This is a genomic window from Xanthomonas bonasiae (assembly GCF_014836395.1).
In the GTDB taxonomy this organism is placed as follows: Bacteria; Pseudomonadota; Gammaproteobacteria; order Xanthomonadales; family Xanthomonadaceae; genus Xanthomonas_A; species Xanthomonas_A bonasiae.
The window spans coordinates 82,667-108,168 of record NZ_JACSQX010000005.1; the positions used below are offsets into that span (position 1 = coordinate 82,667).

Below are 25,502 nucleotides of genomic sequence, written 5' to 3' on the forward strand. Positions count from 1 at the left end.
CCGCCCCCCCCGCGACCGCAGGGTGCACCGCTGCCCCGGATACCGAGCGCCATGGCCGACGCCGCCGCGACCACCTTGCCGCTCAGCCTGGTGGTGATGACCTACAACGAAGCCGCCAACATCGCGCGCTGCCTGGACAGCGTGCCGTTCGCCGCCGACAAGCTGGTGGTGGACTGCGGCAGCAGCGACGACACGGCGGCGATCGCCCGCGCGCACGGCGCGCGCGTGGTCGAGCAGGCCTGGCTGGGCTTCGGCGCGCAGCGCAACTTCGCCTCCACCCAGGCCGCGCACGACTGGATCCTGGTGCTGGACGCCGACGAATTCCTGTCCGACGCGCTGCGCGCCGAATGCCTGGCGCGGCTGCCGCAACTCCTGGCCGAAGACCGCCTGGACGCGGTGTGGTTGCGGCGTAGTACCTGGTACATGGGTGCGCCGATGCGCTGGTACCGGCCGATGGTCGGCGAACGCCTGGCGCGGCTGTACCACCGCGGCCGCGCGCGCTGGAGCGATGCGCGGGTGCACGAATCGCTGCGCTTCGACGGCGCCAGCGCCGAGTTCGCGCCGCCGTTCAACCACCTGCACAACCCGACCCTGGTGCACAAGCAGCTCAAGGTGCTGCGCTACGCCGAACTGAAGGCGCTCGGCTGGCGCGACAAGCGCAAGCCGGTGAGAATGTGGCAGAGCCCGTTCGTGTTCGCCGGCGCCTTCCTCAAGGATTACCTGCTGCGCCTGGCGGTGCTCGATGGCTGGCGCGGCTTCGTGGTGGCGCAGACCGCGGCCAGCTACGCGCTGTACAAGCGCATGCGCTACTACGAGATGCAGGTCAACCCGGCCTCGGTGGAGCAGGCGCGGGCGCAGCTGCAACGGCACGATCTGGAGCACTGATGAGCAAGCATTACCTGCTGTACGGATCCGAACGCTATGCGCTGGCGATCCTGCGCCCGCTGCAGGCCGCGATCCGCGCGCGCGGCGACCAGGCGGCGTGGTTCTTCGACGGTCCCGGCGCCGCCGATCTGAGCGCCGACGAGCGCCACCTGGCGACCGTGGAGGAAGTGCTGGCGTGGAATCCGTACGCGGTGATCACCTCCAGCAACGCGGTGCCGCACTTCTTTCCCGGGGTGAAGGTCGAGACCTTCCACGGCTTCGACGCCGGCAAGCCGCGGCACATCTATGTCCGCGGTTTCTTCGACCTGTACTGCACCACCGGCCCGCGCGACACCGCCGCGTTCGGCGCGCTGGCGCGCAGGCTCGGCCACTTCGCGGTCAAGGAAACCGGCTTCCCCAAGATCGACCCGTTCATGCGCGAGATCGGCGCCGAGCTGGCACCGGTGCGGCAGCCGCCGGTGATCCTGTACCACTCCACGTTCTCGCCGTCGTGGAGCGCGGCCGGCATCCTCCACGACGAGGTCGCGCGGCTGTCGCGCACGGGCGAATGGCGCTGGATCGTGACCTTCCATCCGAAGATGGACCCGCAGATGGTGGCGCGCTATCGCGCGCTGGAGAACGACTACCTGCGCTTCGCCGACAACGACAACATCCTGGAGCTGTTCCCGCAGGTGGACCTGATGTGCTCGGACACCTCCTCGGCGCTCAACGAGTTCCTGCTCACCTACAAGCCGGTGGTGACGTTCAAGAACCGGCGCCCGGGCCCGCAGCTGATCGACATCGACGACCCCGCGCAGTTCGAGCCGGCGATCCGCCGCGCGCTGGCGCGGCCGCCGGAACTGATGGCGGCGATCCGCGACTTCGCGGACGGCCTGCATCCCTACCGCGACGGGCAGTCCAGCGAGCGCGTGCTGCGCGCGATCGACGACTTCGTCGCCGAGGGTGGACGCAATCCCAGGCGCAAGCCGTGGAATTTCTGGCGCAAGCTGAAGATCCGCCGGCGCATCGGCTACTGGGGCCGCGGCGCGCGTTGATCCGGCGCGCGGCCGGGTACCGCGCTCGCCGCTACCAGCGCAGCCGGCGCCGTGCCAGCGCGCGGCTCAGTTGCAGGTACAGCGCCTGCGCTTGGGCCTCGGGCAGCAGGCGCACCCGCAACGGCGGCTCGCCATGGCGGGCGCCGGCGGTATCCAGCCACAGCGTGGCGGTGCCGCAGTAGCGGTCCAGCGGCGAGCGGGTCAGCTGCAGCGCCTGCAGCTTGTCGATCTCGGCCAGTCGCCACCAGCGCGTCCACCAGCCGCCGCGCACCGCCACGTAGCGCGCGTCCACGGCATATCCCATGCGTTGCGCCTGGCGCCAGGCCTTGAACGCCGACCACGGCAGCCACAGCAGCGCCAGCGCGGCCCAGGCGCCGAACGGCCGCCACAGGCCGGCGCACAGCAGCGGCACCAGGCATAGCGCCGGCAGGCATAGCCGCCACCAGCAGCGCGTGGCGATCCCCTGCCAGTGCGGCGGCGGCCACGCGATCTGCGGCAGCAGCCGGTGCAGCAGCGCGTCGCACGCGGCCGGCGTCGCCAGCGGCGCCAATTCCTTCAGCGCGCGGCCCTCCTCGCCGTGCCCATCCATCACCGCGGTGTCGATGTGCAGGCTGCGCCGCCGCAGCAGGCGTTGCAGCACGCCTTCGTGCAGCGTCCAGGCCTGGATCCGGCGCCGCGCCACGCTGCTGCGCAGCCGCGTCAGCAGGCCGCGCTCCACGGTCAGCCGGCGCTCGCTCTCGCTGAGCCGGAAGCCGTGGTACTGCAGCAGCGCCAGCGCCATCGACAGCACGCGCATGACCAGCAGCAGCGTCGCCAGCATCAGCGCCACGCTGACCGCGCCGGCCATCCAGCCCAGCTGCAGGTGGCTGGCGTAGCCGAACAACTGCCGCCCGTAGTGCTCGATCGCATTGGAGACCATGCGCTCGGGGAACAGGTGATAGGTGGCGCCGAACGCGGTGATCACCACCACCATGCCGCGGTTGGAGATCAGCCCCTGGCGCAGCACTTCCGAGGTGGGCAGCGCCAACAGCACGTCGCTGGCCGGCGCTGCGTCCGCCGACGCGGGCGCGGTCTCGGTGGCATGCGCGCGATGGCGGATCTGCCGCTCCAGCGCCAGCGCCTGGTCCAGCCGCAGCACCCGCATCTGCGCTTCCGGCTTGGTCCCGCCGGCCGATTCCAGCCGCACTTCGGCCACGCCGAACAGCCGATGCAGCAGCGACTGGTGCACGACCACGTTGTGGATGCGCGCGAACGGGATCTCGCGCAGGCTGCGTTCCAGCCAGCCGCTGCGGATGCTCAGGCTGTCGCGGCCGATGCGGTACTGGTAGGTGAGGTAGCGCAGCAGCGACACCGCGATCAGCGCGCTGCCCACCAGCAGCATCATCAGCTGGTCGACATGGTCGTTGCGGCCGTCGCGCCCGCCGAACACCAGCAGCGCCAGCAGCGGCAGCAGGAAATGCCGGAGGTGCTGCAGCAGCACGAACAGCCACGACCACGGATGCAGGCGCCGGACCGCGGTGTCCTCGGCGTCCAGGGCGGCGCTCACAGCGCGTCGTCGTCGTGGTCGAGCTGGTGCGCCAGGCGTTCGCGCAGGCGCTCGGCGTCGGCCTGGTCCAGGCCGGGCACGGCGACCGCGTTGTGCCGGGTACCCGCGGTGTGCACCACCAGGGTGGCCAGGCGCGCCAGGCGCTCCAGCGGGCCGCGGCGCAGGTCCAGATGCTGCACGCGCGAGATCGGAACGTGCACTTCGCTCTGCCACAGCCGCCCGCGGCGCAGGTCCAGGCCCTGCGCGTTCAGCCGCCAGCGGATCCGGCGATGGCGCACGAAGCCGATGCAGGCGCCGAACAGCGCGCCGAGCGCCGCGGCGCCGGCACCGATGAGCAAGGCCTGGCGGCTGTGCAGCGAGAAACCGAAGATCGCCGCGCCGATCAGCACGCACAGGCCCAGCATGCAGCCGCCGCCGAGCGCGGCCAGCCAGGCACCGCGCAGCGGCAGCGGCAGCCAGGCGTCCGCAGGCGCGAACGCGATGGCGGCCTGAGGGTCGGCGCCAAGCGCGGCGGCGGAAGGGTCCAGGGACGGCGGTGCGGTCACGGCGGGCTCTCGAAGCGATGGGCGGGCACTGCGCACGCGCGCCGCGTAGGTCCCGATCGTAACGCGGGCGGCGCCCGGCGTGCTTCGTGCGCGGGCGCGCGGCGTGGAAACCCCTGTCCGCAGCACGCCCGGTCGTTCGGCGTGCGCCGCTGCCGTCGTCGCCGGTGCTGCGCCGTCGCGGCTCAGCGCGCGGCGTGGATCAGCGCGTCCACATCCAGCGCATGGCCGGCACGGGCGGCCTTGGTGCGCAGATAGCCCTCGTTCTCGGCGGTGATCGCGCCGGTGATCGGGATGCGTTCGACCACCTCGATGCCGGCCGCGCGCAGGCGCTCGGCCTTGGAGGGATTGTTGGTCAGCAGGCGCACGCGCTGGATGCCGAGCCCGCGCAGCATCGCCACCGCGCCGCCGTAGCGGCGCTCGTCGGCGCCGAACCCCAGCTGCGCATCGGCGTCGATGGTGTCCAGCCCGTCGTGCTGGTAGCCATAGGCGCGCATCTTGGTGGCGATGCCGGTGCCGCGGCCTTCCTGGTCCAGGTACAGCAGCACGCCGCCGCCGAGCTCCTTGAGCTTGGCCAGGCCATGCCGCAGCTGGTCGCCGCAGTCGCACTTCAGCGAGCCGAACAGGTCGCCGGTGAGGCAGGAGGAGTGCACCCGCACCGGCACCGGCGCGGACAGGTCGGGCTGGCCGATCACGATCGCGACCTGGTCGCGCTGCGCCACGCCGCCGCGGAACACCACGAATTCGCTGCTGCCGAGATCGCGCAGCGGCACCTGGGTGCGGGTCACCAGTTCGTAGCTGCCGGCGGTGGTGGTCGCGCAGCCGTGTTCCAGGTCGTCCAGCTGCAGCGACTGGCAGCCCTGGAAGGCGCTGCTGTCCGCGCCCAGGTCCACCGCGATCATCGCCGGCAACAGCAGGCCCAGGCGTGCGATCTCCACCGCGCCGGCATCCAGCGCATCGCCCGGCAGCCAGTGCGCCGGCAGCGCGCCGTCGCGCAGGTAGGCCAGCGCCGCCAGCGCGTCGTAGGACTGGCCGGCCAGGGCGATGCGCGCGCCCTGCGGCGCGGCCAGGCCCAGCACCTGCGCGCGGGTCGGGGTCAGGAACAGGTAATGCCGTTGCGCCGCCGCCTGGGCGAAGCTGAGGTAGGACTGCGCGGTGCTGCTGTCCAGCGCCAGCACCGCGCGCGCCTGGCCATGGTGCTCGATGACCACCGGGCGGCCGGCACGCAGCTCCGAGGCCGCGCGCTCGCTGCGGATCGCGGCGGGATCGCCGAAGGGGTGCGCGGAGGTGGGGACGGGGCTGGTCATGCACGACTCCAAATGGGGATCTCCGGCGCCGCTTCAAGGCTGGTCGGCGACGGCGCACCGCGGTCGCGCCGCATGGGAGCGGGCGGGGCGGCGTGCCCGGGCGGTCATTGTCGCGTGGTTTGGCCGCGCCGCCAGCATCCGCAGGATGGAACGCACTGTGCGCCGTGCCGCCATGCGGCGCATGCAACCGCTGGCCGGCGCGCGGTCACTCACGCAATCGCGGCCGCAATCGCCCGGCAAGCGGGGTGGGCATGTTCAAGCGCGGTCGATTGATTTCTACTACACCGGACCCGTTCTCCAGGACCTGCGCATGCACCTCGTCGAATGCACCGAACAGCGCCATGCCGGCGCGATCCTGGAGATCTTCAACGAGGCCATCGTCCATTCCACCGCCCTGTACGACTACCGGCCGCGCCCGCCGGAGAGCATGGCCGGCTGGTTCGCGGCCAAGCGCGCCGGCGGTTTCCCGGTGATCGGGGTCGAGGATGCGGCCGGCAGCCTGCTCGGTTTCGCCAGTTACGGCACGTTCCGCGCCTGGCCGGCGTTCAAGTACAGCGTCGAGCATTCGGTCTACGTGCACCGCGACCATCGCGGCAAGGGCCTGGGGCGGCGCCTGCTGCTGGCCCTGGTCGAGGCGGCGCAGGCACGCGGCGTGCACGTGCTGGTGGGCGGCATCGACGCCAGCAACGCCGGCAGCATCGCGTTGCACGAGCAATTGGGGTTCGTGCATGCCGGCACCGTGCGCGAGGCCGGGTTCAAGTTCGGGCGCTGGCTGGATCTGGCCTTCTACCAGCGCATCCTCGCCACGCCGGCGGACCCGCACGACGACTAGCCGCTGCGCGTGAGGCGCGACACCGCTAGTGCGGGTGCCTGGCCGTGGCGTAGGGGTTGGCTTCGGCCGGATCCGGACGCAGCGTGTAGCGCTTGTAGGTCCACTGGTACTGCGCCGGGTCGCGGCGCGCGACCCGTTCCACGCCCTCGTTCAACGCGGTCGCGGCGCGCAGCGGGTCCGGGTCGGCGATCGCCTCCGGCGCCGGCTGCACCTGCAGCGCGAACTCCAGGTCGTTGCCGACCCGCTCGCACCACGCGAACAGCACGATCGCGCCGGTGCGTTCGGCCAGCCGGTTGACCAGGGTCATGGTCAGCGCCGGCACGCCGAAGAACGGCGCGAACACGCCGTCGCCGGCCTTGGGTTGCTGGTCGGGAAGAATGCCGACCGCGCCGCCGTCCTTGAGTACCTTGAACAGCTGCCGCACCGCAGGGCCTTCGGCGCGCACCTGGCGCACGTTGTCGCCGCTGCGCACCAGTTGCAGGAAGGCATCGCCGACGTCGGAGGCCGGCGCGCGGTAGACGATGGCGATGTCGCCGCGCGAGGCCAGCCACTGGTTGAGCAGTTCCCAGTTGCCGAAATGCGGCGCGGCCACGATCACCCCGCGCCCCGACGCCAGCGCGGCGTCGTACAGGTCCTGGCCGTGGCGCTGGCGCAGCCGCGCCAGGTTCTGCGCCGGCGGCCGGGTCCACAGCACCAGGGTCTCGAACGCCTGCCGCGCGGTGGAGCGCAGCACGTCGCGGTGCAGCGCGATGCGCTCGCTCGGCAGCAGCTCCGGGTAGGCCAGCTCCAGGTTGCGGCGGGTGACCCGGCTTTCGCGCGCGTCCAGGCGCAGCCACAGGCCGGCCAGGCCGTCGGCCAGGCGCCGCAGCCACGGCCAGGGCAGGCGCGCCACGGCGGCGGCGCAGCGGTACAGAACGGTGGCGAGCGTTGCGGGTTTCATCGCGCCAGTTTATCCGCTCGGCCGGCCGTGCCAGGTCGACTGCGCCCGGATGACCCGATCGGCATCACGGATCGGCCGGCTTGCGGGCCATCGCGGCTTCCGCCGAGCGCCGCGACTCGGCGATGATGCCGGCGGGATGACAGCGCCGCGCCGAACCCTGATGCTTCCGAATCCCGAATCCCGAATCCCGAATCCCGAATCCAGCCCATGCTCTCCCTGATCCAGCGCGTCAGCCAAGCCGAAGTCCGCGTCGACGAGGTGGCGGTCGGCCGTATCGGCCCCGGCCTGCTGGCGCTGGTCGCGGTGGAGCCGGGCGACGACGAGGCCAAGTTCCAGCGCATGGCCGAGCGCCTGCTCGGCTACCGCGTGTTCGCCGACGACAATGGGCGCATGAACCGCTCGCTGCGCGACACCGGCGGCGGCCTGCTGCTGGTCAGCCAGTTCACCCTGGCCGCGGACACGGGCTCAGGGATGCGCCCCAGCTTCACCACCGCCGCGCCGCCGGCCGAGGCTGAACGCGGCTTCAACCGATTGCTGGAAATCTGCCGGGAACGGCACGCCCCGGGGGTGGAAAGCGGGCGCTTCGGTGCCCATATGATCGTCAGCCTGGTCAACGACGGCCCGGTCACTTTCCTGCTCCGGCCCTAGGCCGGGGCGCTCCTGGCGGAGCGATTCAGCTCCTTGTCCGGCAAGCGGCGGTCCGGGCTGTTATAATGCTAGGTTCACTCATTCATCTACCTGCCGGTGGCGCGAGCACTCATGGCCAACGAACGTCCTGCCCAGCAATCCGACATCAAGCTACTGATCAGCAAGGGCCTGGAACAGGGCTATCTGACCTACGCCGAAGTCAATGACCATCTGCCCGACGACCTGGTCGATCCGGAGCAGATCGAAGACATCATCAGCATGATCAACGGCATGGGCATCGACGTCCATGAAGTCGCTCCCGACGCCGAGACCCTGCTGCTCAACGACGGCAACACCGGCAACCGCGAAGTCGACGACACCGCGGCCGAAGAAGCCGCCGCGGCGCTGACCGCGCTCGACACCGAAGGTGGTCGCACCACCGACCCGGTGCGCATGTACATGCGCGAGATGGGCACGGTCGAGCTGCTGACCCGCGAAGGCGAAATCGCCATCGCCAAGCGCATCGAGGAAGGCCTCAGCCAGGTCCAGGCCGCGCTCGGCGCGTTCCCGCTGGCGGTGGAGACCCTGCTCGAGGACTACGAACAGCACAAGGAAGGCAAGAAGCGCCTGGCCGAGATCGTGGTCGGCTTCAACGACCTGATCGAGGAAGAGCCGGCGCCGGTCGTGGTCGCCAGCGACGACGACAGCGCCGCCGATGCCAGCGACGATGACGACGACGAGGAAGTCGAAGCCGCCGAGGAAGAGGCCGGCCCGACCGGTCCGGACCCGGCCGAAGTCGCGCGGCGCATGGAGGTGCTGGCCACCGAATACGCCAAGTTCAAGAAGGCGCACGCCAAGAACGGCGCCGAGCACAAGCTGGTCACCAAGCTGCGCACCGACATCGCCGAGGTGTTCGTCACCTTGAAGCTGCCGCTGCCGCTGACCGACGTGCTGGTGCGCAAGCTGCGCGACACCATGGCCCAGGTCAAGGACCACGAGCGTCGCGTGCTGCACCTGGCCACGCACGTGGCGCGCATGCCGCGCAAGGACTTCATCCGTTCCTGGGAAGGCAACCAGACCAACGTGGCCTGGGTCGACGACGCACTGAAGCGCAAGCAGAAGTGGTCTTCGGCGCTGCGCGACGTCAAGGACCAGATCGTCGCCGAGCAGGAAGCCACCGTGGCGGTGGAGCAGGCGACCTACCTGAGCCTGACCGAGCTGAAGGAAATCAGCCGCGCGATGGCCTATGGCGAAGCCAAGGCGCGCAAGGCCAAGAAGGAAATGGTCGAGGCCAACCTGCGCCTGGTGATCTCGATCGCCAAGAAGTACACCAACCGCGGCCTGCAGTTCCTCGACCTGATCCAGGAAGGCAACATCGGCCTGATGAAGGCGGTGGACAAGTTCGAATACCGTCGCGGCTACAAGTTCTCCACCTATGCGACCTGGTGGATCCGCCAGGCCATCACCCGTTCGATCGCCGATCAGGCGCGCACCATCCGTATCCCGGTGCACATGATCGAGACGATCAACAAGTTGAACCGCATTTCCCGGCAGATGCTCCAGCAGTACGGCCGCGAGGCCACGCCGGAGGAGCTGGCCAAGGAAATGGACATGCCGGAGGACAAGATCCGCAAGGTGATGAAGATCGCCAAGGAGCCGATCTCGATGGAAACCCCGATCGGCGACGACGAGGATTCGCATCTGGGCGACTTCATCGAGGACACCAACGTGGAGTCCCCGATCGAGAACACCACCAACATCAACCTGTCCGAGACCGTGCGCGACGTGCTCGCCGGGCTGACCCCGCGCGAGGCCAAGGTGCTGCGCATGCGCTTCGGCATCGACATGAACACCGACCACACCCTTGAGGAAGTCGGCAAGCAGTTCGATGTCACCCGCGAGCGCATCCGCCAGATAGAGGCCAAGGCGTTGCGCAAGCTGCGTCACCCGAGCCGTTCCGAGCAGCTGCGCAGCTTCCTCGATATCGACTGATCGAGCGCGGTTCGCGGCAACGAAAAAGCCCCGCCATGTGCGGGGCTTTTTTGTGGATGGAGAGCTGCGCCGTTCGCCATATCGAACGGCTCCGCGTGCGCCCCCTGTAGGAGCGGCTTCAGCCGCGACCGGGCGTTACCGGTAAGACCCGGTCGCGGCTGATGCCCCCCCCCGCTCCTACAGGAGGCAGAGGCACCGGATCGCCGGAGCCCCGCGTGTACGCCTACGCGAACGCCCGGCTGCTGCGCATCACCGCCAGCACGTCGTGGCAGGCGCCCATGGTGTGGTAGTCGGTCTTGCCGGCAGGGCTCTTCTCGTCGCTGTAGCTGCGGTTGTCGCGGCTGAGGATGCGGAACCAGGCGCCGTAGCGGTGGTCGACCAGGTGCTCCCACGAATACGTCCACACCTTGTCGTAAGCGCTGCGGTAGGACGCATCGTCGCTGGCGGCCAGCAGCCGCGCGGCGGCGGCGATCGCTTCGGCCTGCACCCAGAAATACTTGTCGTCGTCGCAGAAGTAGGTCGGGTGTCGCGCCACGTCGGGCACGCCGACTTCCGGCGTGGCCTCGGTGCCGGAGGCGAAGCCATAGACGATGCCGCCGTGCTGCGCGTCCCAGCCGTGCGCCAGCGCGGTGTCGAACAGGTGGCGGGCGGTCGGCAGCAGCCAGTCCGGCGCGCTGCCCTCGGCGGCCTGCAGATGCCCGTGCAGCAGCACCAGCAGCTTCGACCATTCGACCTGGTGGCCGGGCTGGAAGCCCCACGGCCGGAACAGGTGCTTGGGATTGTCGCGGTTGTAGTCCCAGTCCACCTGCCAGTTGGCGTCGTAATGCTCCCACACCAGGCCGCCGGCCAGCGCGGCTTGCCGGCGGGTGATGTGGTCGGCGAGCAACAGCGCGCGCTGCAGGTAGCGCGGCTCGGCGCTGGCCTCGTAGGCGGCGATCAGCGCCTCGCACAGGTGCATGTTGGCGTTCTGCCCGCGGTAGCTGGAGAACTGCCAGTCGGGCGTGGCCTCGTCGCGGTACAGGCCGGCGGCGGCGTCCCAGTAGCGGGTTTCCAGCAACTGCCAGGTCTCGTCCATCCACGCGTCGGTGTCGAGGCCGGCCTTCTTCGCGGTGGAATAGGCCAGCAGCACGAAGGCCGCGCCGTAGGCGTGCTGGGTGCGGTCCTCGGCGACGCCGTCGCGCAGGGTCCACACGTAGCCGCCGCTGGCGGTATCGCGGTGCACCTCGCGCAGGTAGCGCAGGCCGTGGCGCGCGGCGTCCAGGTACTCGGCGGCCAGCGGCGAATCGGCGAATTCGTTCGCCGCCATCGCGTAGTTGAAGACGAAGCGGGTGCTGCTGACCAGGTGACGGTGACCGGCGTCGTACACGCTGCCGTCGTCGCGGAAATAGTGGAAGAAGCCGCCGGCCGGATCGATCGCGCGCGGATGGTAGAAGGCCATGGTGTCGGCGATATGCGCGCGCAGCACGGCGGCATCGGCGAAGTCGGGCAGGGGCGTGGCAGGCAGGTTCATGCGGTCGCTAGGAGCCATGTGAGTGGGGGAAGGGGAGGGACGGACACGCGCAGGGCGCGGCGGCAACGCGCCGCCGCGCCCGTCTCGCGCATCAATGCATCGCGCGCGCCACCGGCTTGGCGCCAGGCGCCTCGGCCGGCAGATTGGCCGACAGCCGCGAGCCGCGCAGGCCGTACCAGAGGATATAGGCGTAGCACAGCAGCGGGATCACGAAGGCGTGCTGGATGCCGACCACGTCGGCCAGTGCGCCCTGCGCCAGCGGCACCAGCGCGCCGCCGACGATGCCCATGATCAACAGGCTCGAGGCCTTGCTGGTCAGCGGGCCCAGGCGCTCGATGGCCACGGTGAAGATGGTCGGGAACATGATCGAGTTGAACAGGCCGATCGCGATCACGCTCCACATCGCCACGTGGCCGGTGCTGATCATGGTCACGATCAGCAGCAGCGAGGCGACGCCGGCGAACGCGGCCAGCAGCTTGCGCGCCGGGATCACCTGCAGCAGCGCGGCGCCGGCGAAGCGGCCGACCATCGCGCCGCCCCAGTAGAACGCCAGGTAGCGGCTGGCGGTGGCTTCGGTCAGGCCGCCGGTGGTCGGGCCGGAGATGTAGTTGATCAGGAAGCTGCCGATCGACACTTCCGCGCCGACGTACATGAAGATCGCCACCACGCCCCACAGCAGGTGCGACTGGCGCAGCGCATCGCCGAAGCTGTGATGCGACTCGGCGCTGCCGGCGTCGTCTTCGCGCAGCGAGGGAATGCGCATCACCAGCACGAACACCGCCAGCAGCAACAGGCCGCCGGCCAGCAACAGGTACGGCACCTGCACCGATTGCGCCTGCGCGCCGCGATAGGCCGCCTGTTCGAGCGCGCTCATCGCCGCGATCTTGTCGGCCGACAGCACCGCGGTGGCCAGGATCAGCGGACCGATCAGCAGCGGGAACACCGTGGTGCCCAGCGAATTCAGCGCCTGCGCGAAGTTGAGCCGGCTCGGCGCCTTGCTCGGTTCGCCGATCAGACTGATGTACGGATTGGCCGCCACCTGCAGCAGGGTGATGCCGCTGGCCAGCACGAACAGCGCGGTCAGGAACAGCGGATACGACGGCAGCCGCGCCGCCGGATAGAACATCGCCGCGCCGATCGCCGCGACCACCAGGCCGATGACGATGCTGGCCTTGTAGCCGGTTCGCGCCACCACCGCACCGGCCGGCAGCGACATCAGGAAGTACGCGCCGAAGAAGGTGAACTGGATCAGCATCGACTGCGCGTAGTTCATCTGGAACACGGCTTTCAGATGCGGGATCAGCACATCGTTGAGGCTGGTCAGGCCGCCCCAGGTGAAGAAGATCATGCTGACCACCGCGATGGCGGCAGTGTTGGACAGCGGACGACGGCTCATGCAGCGACTCCGGGAACGGGCGATAGGGCGACCCGGCTGCTGGCGCGCAGGCACAGCCGGGACGGGGCGATGGTAAGCGCAGGCAGTGACCGTTGCTGGCGCAGCGCGTCCAGCACCAGCTGCGCGGCCTGCATGCCGCGTTCGCGCGGGGCGACCGCGACGGTGGACAGCGGCGGGGTGGCGACGGCGGCTTCGGCGATGTCGTCGAAGCCGATCAGCGCGTAGTCGCGGCCGGCGTGGCGGCCGCGTTCGGCCAGGCCGCTGGCCAGGCCCAGCGCGACCACGTCGTTGTAGCAGACCAGCGCGGTCGGCAAGGGATCGCGCACGCAAAGCGCGCCGGCCTGGCGCGCGGCGTCCAGCCGGGTCGGCGCGCATTCGATCAGCCACGCCGGGTCGGCGGCGATGCCGGCGGCGGCCAGCGCGTCGCGGTAGCCGGCGCGGCGTTCGGCGCAGGAACTGGACTGGCGGTGGCCGCCGAAGAACGCGATCGCGCGGTGGCCCAGCGCCAGCAGGTGCTCGGTGGCCAGGCGTGCGCCGCGGCGGTTGTCCAGCGCCAGCAGCGGCCAGTCGCCATCCAGCGCGCGGTTGAACAGCAGCACCGGCAGCCGCGTGCCGAGCAACTGGCGCAGCCGCGCCGCGTCGGTGTTCTCGGTCGGCGACAGGATCAGCGCCGCCGGCTGGTGTTCGATCAGCGACGCCAGCACGCTGTGCTGGCGCTCCGGCGATTCGCCGGTGCTGCCCATCAGCATCACGTAGCCGGCCTCGGCCAGCGCCGCGTCCACGCCGCCGGCGAATTCGGCGAAGAACGGATTGGCCAGGTCGTTGACCACCAGCGCCACCGCATTGGAGGCGCGCCCGCGCAGGCTGGCTGCGCCGCGGTGGTACACGTAGCCCTGCCGCGCGATCTCCGCCGCCACCCGCGCGCGCGTGTCCGCATGCACCAGCGGGCTGTTGCGCAGCACCAGCGACACGGTCGCCCGCGACACGCCGCAGGCGGCGGCGATGTCGGACACGGTGACGCGTTTGTCGGCGGGGGACGACGGCACGGCGATTAGACCGGTTCAAAAGGCCGCCCATCCTGCGCCGTCGTGATCCGCTGCGCATTTTGCAGTGCAGCAAAATGCAGGACGGCTTTTGTGGTATCCGTTTCTTGGACCGATTCGACCGGGGAAAGACGCAATGCCCAACACCTGGACTCAGCGCGCGGCCGTCGCGCTGCTGCTCGCCGCCGTCTGGCCGGCGGCGCACGCCGCCACCAAGCAGGCCCTGGCCAGTGCCGCCAGCCCCGGCGAACGCGCCGTCGCCGCGGTGGACCCGTTCATCGGCACCGGCGGCGAGGGCCACACCTATCCCGGCGCCACGGTGCCGTTCGGCATGGTCCAGCTGAGCCCGGACACGCGCATCCAGCCGCGCAAGGACGCCTACGGCTGGGCCGCCGGCTACCGCTACGACGACCGCAGCCTGGTCGGCTTCTCGCACACGCACTTCTCCGGCACCGGCCATTCCGACCTGGGCGACGTGCTGCTGATGCCGATCAGCGGCGCGGTACGGCTGGAGCGCGGCGATCCGGACACACCCGGCAGCGGCTACAGCTCGCGCTTCCGCCACGACGACGAACGCGCCGAGCCCGGCTACTACGCGGTGACCCTGGACGACTACCAGGTGCGCGCCGAGCTCACCGCCAGCGCGCGTGCCGGCGTGCACCGCTACACCTTCCCCAAGGGCCAGCCGGCGCACGTGCTGCTGGACCTGCGCACCAGCATGTACGACTACCCCGGCAAGATCAGCTGGTCGCGGCTGCGCGTGCGTGCCGACGGCACCGTCACCGGCTTCCGCGAAACGCGCGGCTGGGCGCCGGGGCGGCAGCTGTACTTCGCGCTGCGCTTCTCGCAGCCGCTGCGCGGCCATGCCTTGCACAACACCGAGCAGGACATCCCGTACAAGGGCTTCCCGCCACCGGGCGACACCGACCCCACGCAGCGCGCGCAGATCGAAGGCCGCCAGCTGGTGGCCAGCTTCGACTTCGGCCAGGCCACGCGCGAACCATTGTTGGTGAAGGTGTCGATCTCGCCGGTCAGCGAGGACAATGCCATCGCCAACCTCGACGCCGAGGTGCCGGGCTGGGACTTCGACGGCGTGCGCCGCGCGGCGCGCGCGCAGTGGGCGCAGGCGCTGGGCGCAGTGGAAGTGGACGCGGCGCCGCAGCAGCGCACCCAGTTCTACACCGCGCTGTACCACAGCCTGCTCGGCCCCACGCTGTTCATGGATAGCGACGGCCGCTATCGCGGGCCGGACAACGCCGTGCACCAGGCGCAGGGCTACACCAATTACTCGACGTTCTCGCTGTGGGACACCTACCGTGCGCTGCATCCCTTGCTGACCCTGGTGCAGCCGCCGCAACGCACCAACGACATCGTCAACTCGCTGCTCGCGCATCGCAAAAACAGCCCGTACGGCGTGCTGCCGGTGTGGTCGTTCCAGGGCCTGGAAACCTGGTGCATGATCGGCTACCACGCCGTGCCGGTGATCGCCGACGCCTACATGAAGGGCATCCGCGGCTACGACACCAACGCCGCGCTGGAGGCAATGGTCGCCAGCGCCGACTACGGCCCGTACGACGGCATCGCCCAGTACCGCGAACTGGGCTACGTGCCGATCGACGAGGAAGGCGAGGCCGCGTCCAAGACCCTGGAATACGCGTTCGACGACTGGACCATCGCACGCATGGCGCAGGCGATGGGGCGCAGCGAGGTGGCCAGCGAATTCGGCAAGCGCGCCGGCAACTGGCAGCACGCCTTCGACGCCAGCACCGGCTTCATGCGCGCGCGCAAGCGCGACGGCAGCTTCCGCGAACCGTTCGATCCCAGCGCCAGCGGCTACGGCAGCGACTACACCGAAGGCAACGCCTGGCAGTATTCCTGGTACGTGCCGCAGGACGTGGCCGGCCTGGCCCGCGCGCATGGCGGCGAGGACAAGCTGCTGGCACGGCTGGACCAGGTGTTCGAGGCCAAGGTCGATCCCAAGGTGTTCGAACACATGGAAGACATCACCGGGCTGATCGGCTGGTACGCGCACGGCAACGAACCCAGCCACCACGTCGCCTATCTGTATGCGTACGCCGGGCAGCCGTGGCGCACCCAGGCGCGGCTGCAGCAGATCATGCGCAGCCAGTACGCGGCGCGTCCCGACGGCCTGGCCGGCAACGACGACCTGGGGCAGATGTCGGCGTGGTACGTGTTCACCGCGCTGGGCTTCTACCCGGTGGCGCCGGCCAGCAACCAATACATCATCGGCCGCCCGTTCCTGCCGCAGGCCACCCTGGCGCTGCCCAACGGCAAGCGCTTCAGCGTGGTCGCCGAGGGCCTGGACGACGCGCATCCGTACATCGGCAGCGTCACCCTCAACGGCCGCCCGCTGAACCGCGCCTTCCTGCGCCACGAGGAGATCATGGCCGGCGGCGAGCTGCGCTTCACCCTGCAGGCGGAGCCGAACAAGACCTGGGCTGCGGGCGCGGCCGAGCGCGCCTATTCGATGAGCGAATAGGCGAGCGCTGCATCGTCGCGGCAGCGGTCGCCGCGACGCCGAGCTGCCCGAAACATGGCGGCAACCAGCGTCACGCCCGCGTCTTCGCGCTTGGCGAAGATGCCCGCCCGCGTCTGCAAGCCGTCGTAAGCGCGTGAACGGACGATGACGTCAAGGCGTCGGCAACGCCGTGCCCGCAGTGACGATTCCTGCGCAAACCCCACGCCGCGGAGCCGCGCGCGCTGCGCACGGCCGCTTGGCGAGCGTCCGCGGCCAGCCGGCGTATGCGTTTATTTAATGCCATGAACACATTCCATTGGCATCCCCTGTGGTCTTGTGGGGCCAGTCGCATGGCATCGAGCGGCATTGGCGCCCCGGCGTCGAATCCGATTGCGGATGCGGCACATCGTGCAGGTGCATTCCGTCTCCGTCTTGTGCGACGGCCGATCCGTGCCGCCGATGGCGATCGCTGCGGTCTGGATCGTGCACTCCTCATTACGCCGAACGGGATATCCGAATGCATGTCTGCCTGCTGTCCCCCCTCACGCACGACGCGGCCACGCTGGAGACGGCCATGGCCGCCGCGCAGGCCAATGGTTGCGATCATGTCGTACTGCCCAATCCGTTTGCGCAGGACCCGCAAGGGCGGCTGACGGATCCGACCAGCGACGATGCCGCCGGCGCCGCGCAGCTGCAGCAGTGGCTGGCGCTGGCGCAGAAGCACGGCCTGAACCTGTTGGTCGATCTGCGCATCGACGAGATCGGCGGCGGCAGCGGCCTGCTGCAGCAACATCCGCACTGGTTCCGCGCGCGCACCTCGGCGCTGCCGGATCCGCGCACGCAGCGCGGTACGCCGGAGATTGCCCAGGGCCGCTTCGCCTACGCCGAAGAGGGCGCGGGACTGGCGCAGTGGTGGAGCGTGCGTGTGCGCGACTGGCTGCGCAGCGGCGTGGCCGGATTCCGCGTGCTGCAGCCGCAGCGCGTGCCGGCCACGCTGTGGCGCAGCTTGATCGCCGATGTGCAGGCGGACGTGCCCGACGCGAAATTCGTGGCCTGGACGCCTGGCCTGGGCCTGGAGTCCTTGCGCGGGCTGCAGGGCGCCGGCTTCGATGCTGCGTTCTCGTCGCTGGCCTGGTGGGACGGACGCGGCAGCTGGTTCTTCGACGAAGACGTGGCGCTGCGCAGCCTGGCGCGTCGCGTCGTCGCCACCATCGATCCCGATGCGCCGTCCGAAGCGCAGCCGCCGTTGCAGCGCGCGCAACGCGCCCGCCTGGCATCCGCGTTCGGCGATGCATGGGCGATCGCCGAACTCACCGCCTTGCCAGCGCCGGCCGACACCGATGCCTATGCCGATGCCGCGCCGGCCATCCCGGCCGCTGCCGGACAAGATCTACGCTTGCGTCCCTTGCTGCGCGATGGCGCGCTGACCGCAATCGCGGTGGAACCGCTCGGCGCCGCGCCGTGGCTGGTGCTGCTCAACAGCGATCGCGATCATCTGCTGCCGGTACCGGGATCGGCGCTGCTGCGCCTGCTCGGCGACAGCGAAAGCTTGCTCAGCGATCAGGGCGAGCCGATCCAGGGCGACCAGGGCGGCACCCTGGAAGCGGGCGAAGTGCGCGTCTATCGCAGCGTGCCGGCGCGTCCGGTGCTGGCCGCCGCTCGCGCCCGCACGCCGGCCGATGTCGCCGCCGCTGCGGCGCGGATCTGCATCGAAGCGGTGACGCCCTCGGTGGACGACGGCCGCTTCCCGGTCAAGCGCACCGTCGGCGACCGCATCTGCGTGGAAGCCGACGCGTTCTGCGACGGCCACGACCGCATCGCGGTGGCGTTGCTGTGGCGCGCCGCCGATGCACGCACCTGGTCCAGCGCGCCGATGCGCGCGCTGGGCAACGACCGCTGGCGCGGCGAGTTCCCGCTGGAGCGGCTGGGCCGCTACGAATTCCGCATCGAAGCCTGGCGCGACATCTTCGCCACCACCCACGCCGACCTGGAAAAGAAGCGCGCCGCCGGCACGCTGCTGCCGGTGGACGTGCAGGAAGCGCTGGCCCAGGTCGAGGCGGCGCGTGCGCGCAGCCGCGGCGCCTTGAACTCAAGGCTGAAGGCGATCCTCGCCCGAATCACCCGCAGCGAGGATCCCGCTGCGCGCGCGGAGATCCTGCTGGAACCCGGCACCGCCGAAGCGATGGCGCGCGCCGACGACAAGCCGTTCCGCACCGAATACCCGATGACCTTCCGCGTCGAGGCCGAGCGCCGTGGCGCGCATTTCTCCAGCTGGTACGAGCTGTTCCCGCGGTCGCAGAGCGGCGACCTCGCGCGCCACGGCACCTTCGACGACGTCATCAAGCGCCTGCCGCACATCCGTGCGATGGGCTTCGACGTGCTGTACATGCCGCCGATCCATCCGATCGGCGAGAAGAACCGCAAGGGCCGCAACAACGCGGTCACCGCGCAACCCGGCGAACCCGGCAGCCCGTATGCGATCGGCTCGGCCGAAGGCGGGCACACCGAGGTGCACGCCGAACTCGGCGGGTTGGAGGGCTTCCGCCGGCTGCGCGCCGCGGTCGCTGCGCAAGGCCTGGAACTGGCACTGGATTTCGCGATCCAATGCGCACCGGACCATCCGTGGCTGCGCGAGCATCCGGACTGGTTCACCTGGCGCGCCGACGGCTCGATCCCGTACGCGGAGAATCCGCCGAAGAAATACCAGGACATCGTCAACGTCGATTTCTACGCCAGCGGCGCGGTGCCCGAACTGTGGAACGCGTTGCGCGACGCGGTGCTGTTCTGGGTCAACGAAGGCGTCAACCTGTTCCGGGTCGACAACCCGCATACCAAACCGTTCCCGTTCTGGGAATGGCTGATCGCCGAAGTGCGCGGCCGCCATCCGCAAGTCGTGTTCCTGTCCGAAGCCTTCACCCGGCCCAAGCCGATGTACCGGCTGGCCAAGGTCGGCTTCTCGCAGTCCTACACCTACTTCACCTGGCGCCAGCACAAGGCCGAACTGCAGGCCTACATCGAAGAGCTCAACACCGGCACGCCGCGCGAGTGCTTCCGCCCGCATTTCTTCGTCAACACGCCGGACATCAACCCGGTGTTCTTGCAGCAGAGCGGCCGCGGCGGCCACCTGATCCGCGCCGCGCTGGCGACCACGCTGTCGGGCCTGTGGGGCATGTACCAGGGCTTCGAACTGTGCGAGGCCACGCCGCTGGCGCCGGGCAAGGAGGAATACCTGGATTCGGAGAAGTACCAGCTGCGCGTGTGGCCCGAGCGCGCGCCCGGCGACATCGTCGACGAGATCACCCGCCTCAATCTGTTGCGCCGCCAGCACCCGGAACTGCAGTCGCATCTGGGCACGCGTTTCTATCTCGCGCACAACGACCAGGTGCTGTACTTCGGCAAGTTCCTCGATGAAGCGCATCTGGCGCGCAGCCGCAGCCTGGTGCTGGTGGCGATCAGCCTCGACCCGCATGCCGCGCAGGAAGCACAGATCGAAGTGCCGCTGTGGGAGCTGGGCCTGCCCGATCACGCCAGCGTCGCCGTGCAGGACCTGTGGGATGGCCACGCCTTCGCCTGGCACGGCAAGCAGCAAACCATTCGCCTCGATCCCTCGCGGCCGTTTTCCCTATGGCGTATCCGCGCCGGAGCCACTTCATGAATGCTGCAGTTCCATTGTCCGCCGACAGCGAGGCAAGCCCGCTGGTGCGCGACGCGCTCTGGTACAAGGACGCGATCATCTACCAGGTGCACGTGAAGTCGTTCTTCGATTCCAACGACGACGGCATCGGCGATTTCCCCGGCCTGATCTCCAAGCTCGACTACATCGCCGATCTCGGCGTGGACACCATCTGGCTGCTGCCGTTCTATCCCAGTCCGCGCCGCGACGACGGCTACGACATCGCCGAATACATGGCGGTGCATCCGGACTACGGCAGCATCGCCGACTTCGAACGGCTGGTTGCGCAGGCGCACGCGCGCGGCATCCGCATCGTCACCGAGTTGGTGATCAACCACACCTCCGACCAGCATGCCTGGTTCCAGCGCGCGCGCAATGCGCCGGCCGGCTCGCCGGAGCGCGACTTCTACGTGTGGTCCGACAGCGACCAGGACTACGCCGGCACCCGCATCATCTTCTGCGATACCGAGAACTCCAACTGGACCTGGGACCCGGTCGCCGGGCAGTACTTCTGGCACCGCTTCTATTCGCACCAGCCCGACCTGAACTTCGACAACCCGGCCGTGCTGGAAGCGGTGCTGGAAGTGATGCGCTTCTGGCTGGACCTGGGCGTGGACGGCCTGCGCCTGGACGCGGTGCCGTACCTGATCGAGCGCGACGGCACCTCCAACGAGAACCTGCCCGAGACCCACGCGATCCTGCGCCGCATCCGCGCCACGCTGGACGCCGAATATCCCGACCGCATGCTGCTGGCCGAGGCCAACATGTGGCCGGAAGACACCCAGCAGTACTTCGGCGAGAACGCCGACGAATGCCACATGGCGTTCCACTTCCCGCTGATGCCGCGCATGTACATGGCCATCGCGCGTGAAGACCGCTTCCCGATCACCGACATCATGCGCCAGACCCCGGAAATTCCGGAAAGCTGCCAGTGGGCGATCTTCCTGCGCAACCACGACGAGCTGACCCTGGAAATGGTCACCGACTCCGAGCGCGACTACCTGTGGCAGACCTACGCCGCCGACCGCCGCGCGCGCATCAACCTGGGCATCCGCCGGCGCCTGGCGCCGCTGCTGGAGCGCGACCGCCGCCGCATCGAACTGATGACCTCCTTGCTGCTGAGCATGCCCGGCACACCGGTGCTGTACTACGGCGACGAGATCGGCATGGGCGACAACATCCACCTCGGCGACCGCGACGGCGTGCGCACACCGATGCAGTGGTCGATCGACCGCAACGGCGGCTTCTCGCGCGCCGACCCGGCCGCGCTGGTGCTGCCGCCGATCATGGACCCGCTGTACGGCTTCCAGGCGGTCAACGTCGAGGCGCAGCAGCGCGACCAGCATTCGTTGCTGACCTGGACGCGGCGCATCCTGTCGGTGCGCAAGCGCTATCGCGCCTTCGGCCGCGGCACGCTGCGCTTCCTGTATCCCGGCAATCGCCGCCTGCTCGCCTACCTGCGCTGCCACGAGGACGAGACCGTGCTGTGCGTGGCCAACCTCTCGCACACGCTGCAGGCGGTGGAACTGGACCTGTCCGAATTCGAAGGCCGGGTGCCGGTGGACATCATCGGCGGCGGCAGCTTCCCGCCGATCGGGCGCCTGACCTACCTGCTCACCGTGCCGGCGTTCGGCTTCTACGCGTTCCAGCTGGTCGGCAACGCCACGCTGCCGGACTGGCACGTGCCCGCGCCGATGCCGCTGCCCGACTACCAGACCCTGGTGCTGCGCGGCGCGGTCGATGCCGATGCGCTGCTGCCGCACCTGGGCACGCTGGAGCGCGACATCCTGCCTGCTTGGCTGTCCACGCGGCGCTGGTTCGCGGCCAAGGACCGCGCGCTGCGCAGCGTGCGCATCGCCCGCCGCACCCCGCTGCCCGGCACCGACGCGTTGACCATGCTGGAGATCGAAGCGGAGCTGGAGCATGGCGAATACGAGCGCTACATGCTGCCGCTGGGCATCGTCTGGGACCGCGAGCAGCCCAGCGTGCTGGCCGAACAGCTGGCGCTGGCGCGGGTGCGGCACGGCCGCGAAGTCGGCTATCTGACCGACGGCTTCGCGCTGAAATCGCTGACCCGCACCACGCTTGCCGCATTGCGCGAGGGCGCGGTGCTGTCGGTCCAGGGCGAGACCCATGCCGGTGCCGATGCCGCGCCCGAACAGATCCGCTTCTGCCCGACGCCGGCACTGGCCGCGGTCGAGATCGCCGACGACGCCGAGATCCGCTGGCTGTCGGCTGAGCAGAGCAACAGCTCGCTGATCGTCGGCGACAAGGCGGTGTTCAAACTGCTGCGCCGCGTTTCCGCCGGTGCCAACCCCGAGATCGAACTCGGCGCGCGCCTGACCGAGATCGGCTACGCCAACGCCGCGCCCTTGTTCGGCCACGTCACCCGCGTCGATGCGCAGGGCGTGGAAACCACCCTGGCCTTGCTGCAGGGCTTCGTGCGCAACCAGGGCGATGCCTGGCGCTGGACCCTGGATCACCTGGCGCGCGGCGCCGAGGAATACGCCGCCGCGCAGGACGATGCCGCGCGCGACGAGAGCGTGGCCGGCTACGACGCCTTCGCCGCCGTCGTCGGCCGGCGCCTGGCCGAGCTGCACGACGTGCTGGCCCAGCCGACCGATGCCGCCGCGTTCGCGCCGCAGCCGGTGGATGCCGCGGCCGCACGACAGGTGGTCGCGGGTGTGGAGCACGAAGTGCAGGCGATGTGGGACACGTTGTCCGCGCATCGCGACGGCAGCGAGGATGGCGCCGAGCGCGCCGCGATGGACGCGTTGCTGGCCGAACGTCCGCGCCTGGACGCCTGGTTGCAACAGGCGCCGGCCCTGCTCGACGGCGCGCTGCTGACCCGCGTGCATGGCGATTTCCACCTCGGCCAGATCCTGGTCGCGTTCGACGACGTGGTGCTGATCGACTTCGAAGGCGAACCGGCCAGGTCCCTGGACGAACGCCGCGCCAAGGCCAGCCCGCTGCACGACGTGGCCGGCTTCCTGCGCTCGCTCGACTACGCCAGCGAAGTGTCGGCACGGGGCGAAGAAGGCACCGCCGCACGCGCCGGCGTCGGCCTGGACACCGCGCTGGACGCCTTCCTGTCCGCGTTCCGCAGCCGCGCCAGCGCCACCTTCCTGGCCGCCTACCGCCAGGTACTCGACGCCAGCCCGCATCCGTGGGTGGCGCCGGCCGCCTTCGAGACCACCACCCTGTTGTTCCTGATCGAGAAGGCCAGTTATGAAATTCGCTACGAGGCCGCCAACCGCCCGGCCTGGATCATGGTGCCGATACAGGGACTGCTGCGCATACTCGACCGCTTTCCCGCGCCACAGGAGGCGATGCGATGAGTGATGTCGGCCACACCTGGGACGAGGCGACGCTGCGCGCGTTCGCCAATGCCCGCCACGGCGACCCGTTCGCCGTGCTCGGTGCGCACCGCATCGGCGACACGCGCGTGCTGCGCAGCTACCTGCCCGGCGCCGAAGCCGTGGCGGCAGTGCTCGAAGACGGCCGCGAGGTGCCGCTGCAGGAAGGCCCCAGCCCTGGTTTCTTCTCCGCGCCGCTGCCCGACGACGGCCGCTACCGCCTGCGCATCCGCTGGCCCGGCGGCGAGCAGGTCACCGAGGACGCCTACGCCTTCGGCCCGCAGCTCAGCGATTTCGACCTGCACCTGATCAGCGAAGGCCACCATCTGCAGCTGGCTGATGCGCTGGGCGCCAACGCGGTCGAGGTCGATGGCGTGCGCGGCACCCGTTTCGCGGTGTGGGCGCCGAACGCCACGCGCGCCGCGGTGATCGGCGATTTCAACAGCTGGGACGCGCGTCGCCACCCGATGCGGCTGCGTCACCAGGCCGGCGTGTGGGAACTGTTCGTGCCCGGCGTCGACGTGGGCGCGCACTACAAGTACGCGCTGCGCGGCCCGCGCGGCGAAGACCTGCCGGCCAAGGCCGACCCGGTCGCGCGCAGCGCCGAACTGGCGCCCGGCACCGCCTCGATCGTGGCCGATCCCACCCCGTACCAGTGGCGCGACGAGGCCTGGATGGCGTCGCGCGCGCGACGCCACAGCCCGAACGCGCCATTGAGCGTGTACGAGATCCACGCCGGCTCGTGGATGCATGCCGACGACGGCAGCATGCTCGACTGGGACGCGCTGGCCGACCGCCTGATTCCCTACGTCGCCGACATGGGCTTCACCCATATCGAACTGATGCCGGTCACCGAACATCCGTTCGGCGGCTCCTGGGGCTACCAGCCGCTGGGCCTGTTCGCGCCCACCGCGCGCTTCGGCTCGCCCGACGGCTTCGCCCGCTTCGTCGACCGCTGCCATCGCGAAGACATCGGCGTCATCGTCGACTGGGTGCCCGCGCATTTCCCCACCGACGCGCACGGCCTGGCCCATTTCGACGGCACCTCGCTGTACGAACACGCCGACCCGCGCGAAGGCTTCCACCGCGACTGGAACACGCTCATCTACAACCACGGCCGGCGCGAAGTCTCCGGCTTCCTGATCGCCAGCGCCCTGGAATTCCTGCAGCGCTACCACGTCGACGGCCTGCGCGTGGACGCGGTGGCCTCCATGCTCTACCGCGACTACAGCCGCAACGCCGGCGAGTGGGTGCCCAACATCCACGGCGGCCGCGAGAACTACGAGACCATCGCCTTCCTGCGCCGGCTCAACCAGGTGGTCGCCGAACACGCACCGGGCGCCATCACCATCGCCGAGGAATCCACCGCCTGGCCGGGCGTCACCGCCGACCTGGCGCACGGCGGCCTGGGCTTCAACTACAAATGGAACATGGGCTGGATGCACGACAGCCTGCACTACATCGAACTGGATCCCATCTACCGCCGCTACCACCACGGCGAACTGACCTTCAGCATGGTCTACGCGTACTCCGAGCGCTTCATGCTGCCGATCTCGCACGATGAAGTGGTGCACGGCAAGCGCTCCCTGCTCGGGCGCATGCCCGGCGACGACTGGCAGCGCTTCGCCAACCTGCGCGCCTACCTCGGCTACATGTACACCCACCCCGGGCGCAAACTGCTGTTCATGGGCTGCGAAATCGCCCAGCCCACCGAGTGGAACCACGACGCCGCGCTGCCCTGGCACCTGCTCGACGACCCGCGCCACCGCGGCATCCAGCGCCTGGTCCGCGACCTCAACCGCCTGTACGCCGAACACCCCGCGCTGCACGCGCGCGACGACACCCCCGACGGCTTCGCCTGGGTCATCGGCGACGACGCCGGCAACAGCCTGTTTGCCTACCTGCGCACCGCCCAGGGCAGCGACACCCCGCTGCTGGTGGTGGTCAACCTCACCCCGCTGGTGCACCACGGCTACCGCATCGGGGTTCCCCGCGGCCGCCGCTGGCGCGAACTGCTCAATTCCGACGCCGAGATCTACGGCGGCAGCAACACCGGCAACGGCGGCAGCGTGCACACCGAGAACATCGGCGCCCATGGGCATCCCGCCTCGCTGTCGCTGACCATCCCGCCGTTGGGGGTGTTGGTGCTGGGGTTGGAAGACTGAGGATGGATTGAGGGAGGGGAAGGGGAGCCAGTCCGGACGACAAGTGACGGCGCGGAGCCGTCCGACCCTCCGTCGCCGTCCATCAGCAAAGGCGTCGTCCGCCGCGTCTACCGCGGCGGGCAGACAGCGCGCCACCGCGGACGTTAAACTCACGCCCGCCTCGGCGCCTTCCTCT

The 25,502-nt window shown here is 69.9% G+C and carries 16 protein-coding genes; 9 read left to right on the plus strand and 7 right to left on the minus strand.

From position 1 onward, the window contains the following. Positions 1 to 51 precede the first annotated feature (51 nt). Together H9658_RS09295 and H9658_RS09300 are read left to right on the plus strand one after the other, a co-directional pair. The gene (locus tag H9658_RS09295) at positions 52 to 885 is read left to right on the plus strand and encodes a glycosyltransferase family 2 protein (protein WP_179567693.1); all 834 of its coding nucleotides are present in this window, start codon (positions 52 to 54) and stop codon (positions 883 to 885) included. Further along, a complete protein-coding gene (locus H9658_RS09300) occupies positions 885 to 1,919 on the plus strand; it encodes a CDP-glycerol glycerophosphotransferase family protein (protein ID WP_191825138.1) in 1,035 nt (344 codons plus the stop codon). Before H9658_RS09295 ends, H9658_RS09300 begins: the two co-directional genes overlap by 1 nt. A 31-nt stretch (positions 1,920 to 1,950) precedes the next feature. Here the strand turns inward: H9658_RS09300 and H9658_RS09305 are convergent, their stop codons facing one another. From H9658_RS09305 to ribA, 3 genes are all read right to left on the minus strand, one after another. Next, a complete protein-coding gene (locus H9658_RS09305; RefSeq protein WP_191825139.1) occupies positions 1,951 to 3,465 on the minus strand; it encodes a PH domain-containing protein in 1,515 nt (504 codons plus the stop codon). Further along, positions 3,462 to 4,010 carry a PH domain-containing protein gene (locus tag H9658_RS09310; RefSeq protein WP_191825140.1) on the minus strand — a complete coding sequence of 183 codons (549 nt, stop codon included), beginning with the start codon at positions 4,008 to 4,010 and terminating at the stop codon, positions 3,462 to 3,464. Before H9658_RS09310 ends, H9658_RS09305 begins: the two co-directional genes overlap by 4 nt. Positions 4,011 to 4,192: 182 nt before the next feature. Continuing rightward, positions 4,193 to 5,314: a GTP cyclohydrolase II RibA gene (gene ribA / locus H9658_RS09315; RefSeq protein WP_191825141.1), complete on the minus strand. Its 1,122-nt coding sequence runs from the start codon at positions 5,312 to 5,314 to the stop codon at positions 4,193 to 4,195. A 310-nt stretch (positions 5,315 to 5,624) separates the two neighbouring features. Between ribA and H9658_RS09320 the strand changes: the two genes are divergently transcribed. After that, positions 5,625 to 6,146, plus strand: coding sequence for a GNAT family N-acetyltransferase (locus H9658_RS09320; RefSeq protein WP_179567672.1), 522 nt, complete (start codon positions 5,625 to 5,627; stop codon positions 6,144 to 6,146). Positions 6,147 to 6,171: 25 nt separating this feature from the next. Here H9658_RS09320 and H9658_RS09325 read toward each other — a convergent pair whose 3' ends face one another. After that, positions 6,172 to 7,086 carry a lauroyl acyltransferase gene (locus H9658_RS09325; protein WP_179567670.1) on the minus strand — a complete coding sequence of 305 codons (915 nt, stop codon included), beginning with the start codon at positions 7,084 to 7,086 and terminating at the stop codon, positions 6,172 to 6,174. A gap of 207 nt (positions 7,087 to 7,293) precedes the next feature. On the opposite strand from H9658_RS09325, the gene dtd reads away from it, so the two are divergent. Together dtd and rpoD are read left to right on the plus strand one after the other, a co-directional pair. Next, complete coding sequence (dtd, locus tag H9658_RS09330; protein WP_191825142.1) at positions 7,294 to 7,734, plus strand: D-aminoacyl-tRNA deacylase; 441 nt, start codon at positions 7,294 to 7,296, stop codon at positions 7,732 to 7,734. Between the two features lie 111 nt (positions 7,735 to 7,845). Beyond that, complete coding sequence (gene rpoD / locus H9658_RS09335) at positions 7,846 to 9,705, plus strand: RNA polymerase sigma factor RpoD (RefSeq protein ID WP_179567666.1); 1,860 nt, start codon at positions 7,846 to 7,848, stop codon at positions 9,703 to 9,705. Between the two features lie 223 nt (positions 9,706 to 9,928). Here the strand turns inward: rpoD and H9658_RS09340 are convergent, their stop codons facing one another. The 3 genes from H9658_RS09340 to H9658_RS09350 all read right to left on the minus strand — a co-directional run bounded on the left by H9658_RS09340 (position 9,929) and on the right by H9658_RS09350 (position 13,657). Further along, positions 9,929 to 11,215: an AGE family epimerase/isomerase gene (locus H9658_RS09340; RefSeq protein ID WP_191825143.1), complete on the minus strand. Its 1,287-nt coding sequence runs from the start codon at positions 11,213 to 11,215 to the stop codon at positions 9,929 to 9,931. A gap of 91 nt (positions 11,216 to 11,306) precedes the next feature. Beyond that, positions 11,307 to 12,611 carry a sugar MFS transporter gene (locus tag H9658_RS09345; protein ID WP_179567662.1) on the minus strand — a complete coding sequence of 435 codons (1,305 nt, stop codon included), beginning with the start codon at positions 12,609 to 12,611 and terminating at the stop codon, positions 11,307 to 11,309. Further along, entirely contained in the window at positions 12,608 to 13,657 is a 1,050-nt protein-coding gene (locus H9658_RS09350) for a LacI family DNA-binding transcriptional regulator (RefSeq protein WP_191825144.1), read from the minus strand. The genes H9658_RS09345 and H9658_RS09350 overlap by 4 nt, the downstream gene beginning before the upstream one ends. 133 nt (positions 13,658 to 13,790) lie before the next feature. Here H9658_RS09350 and H9658_RS09355 point away from each other — a divergent pair, with 133 nt between their 5' ends. The 4 genes from H9658_RS09355 to glgB all read left to right on the plus strand — a co-directional run bounded on the left by H9658_RS09355 (position 13,791) and on the right by glgB (position 25,327). Continuing rightward, entirely contained in the window at positions 13,791 to 16,154 is a 2,364-nt protein-coding gene (locus tag H9658_RS09355; protein ID WP_191825145.1) for a GH92 family glycosyl hydrolase, read from the plus strand. A 496-nt stretch (positions 16,155 to 16,650) separates the two neighbouring features. Then, positions 16,651 to 19,788 carry a maltotransferase domain-containing protein gene (locus tag H9658_RS09360; RefSeq protein WP_191825146.1) on the plus strand — a complete coding sequence of 1,046 codons (3,138 nt, stop codon included), beginning with the start codon at positions 16,651 to 16,653 and terminating at the stop codon, positions 19,786 to 19,788. Further along, positions 19,785 to 23,144: a maltose alpha-D-glucosyltransferase gene (gene treS, locus H9658_RS09365; protein ID WP_191825147.1), complete on the plus strand. Its 3,360-nt coding sequence runs from the start codon at positions 19,785 to 19,787 to the stop codon at positions 23,142 to 23,144. The genes H9658_RS09360 and treS overlap by 4 nt, the downstream gene beginning before the upstream one ends. Next, entirely contained in the window at positions 23,141 to 25,327 is a 2,187-nt protein-coding gene (glgB, locus tag H9658_RS09370; RefSeq protein ID WP_191825148.1) for a 1,4-alpha-glucan branching protein GlgB, read from the plus strand. The genes treS and glgB overlap by 4 nt, the downstream gene beginning before the upstream one ends. Positions 25,328 to 25,502 lie beyond the last annotated feature (175 nt).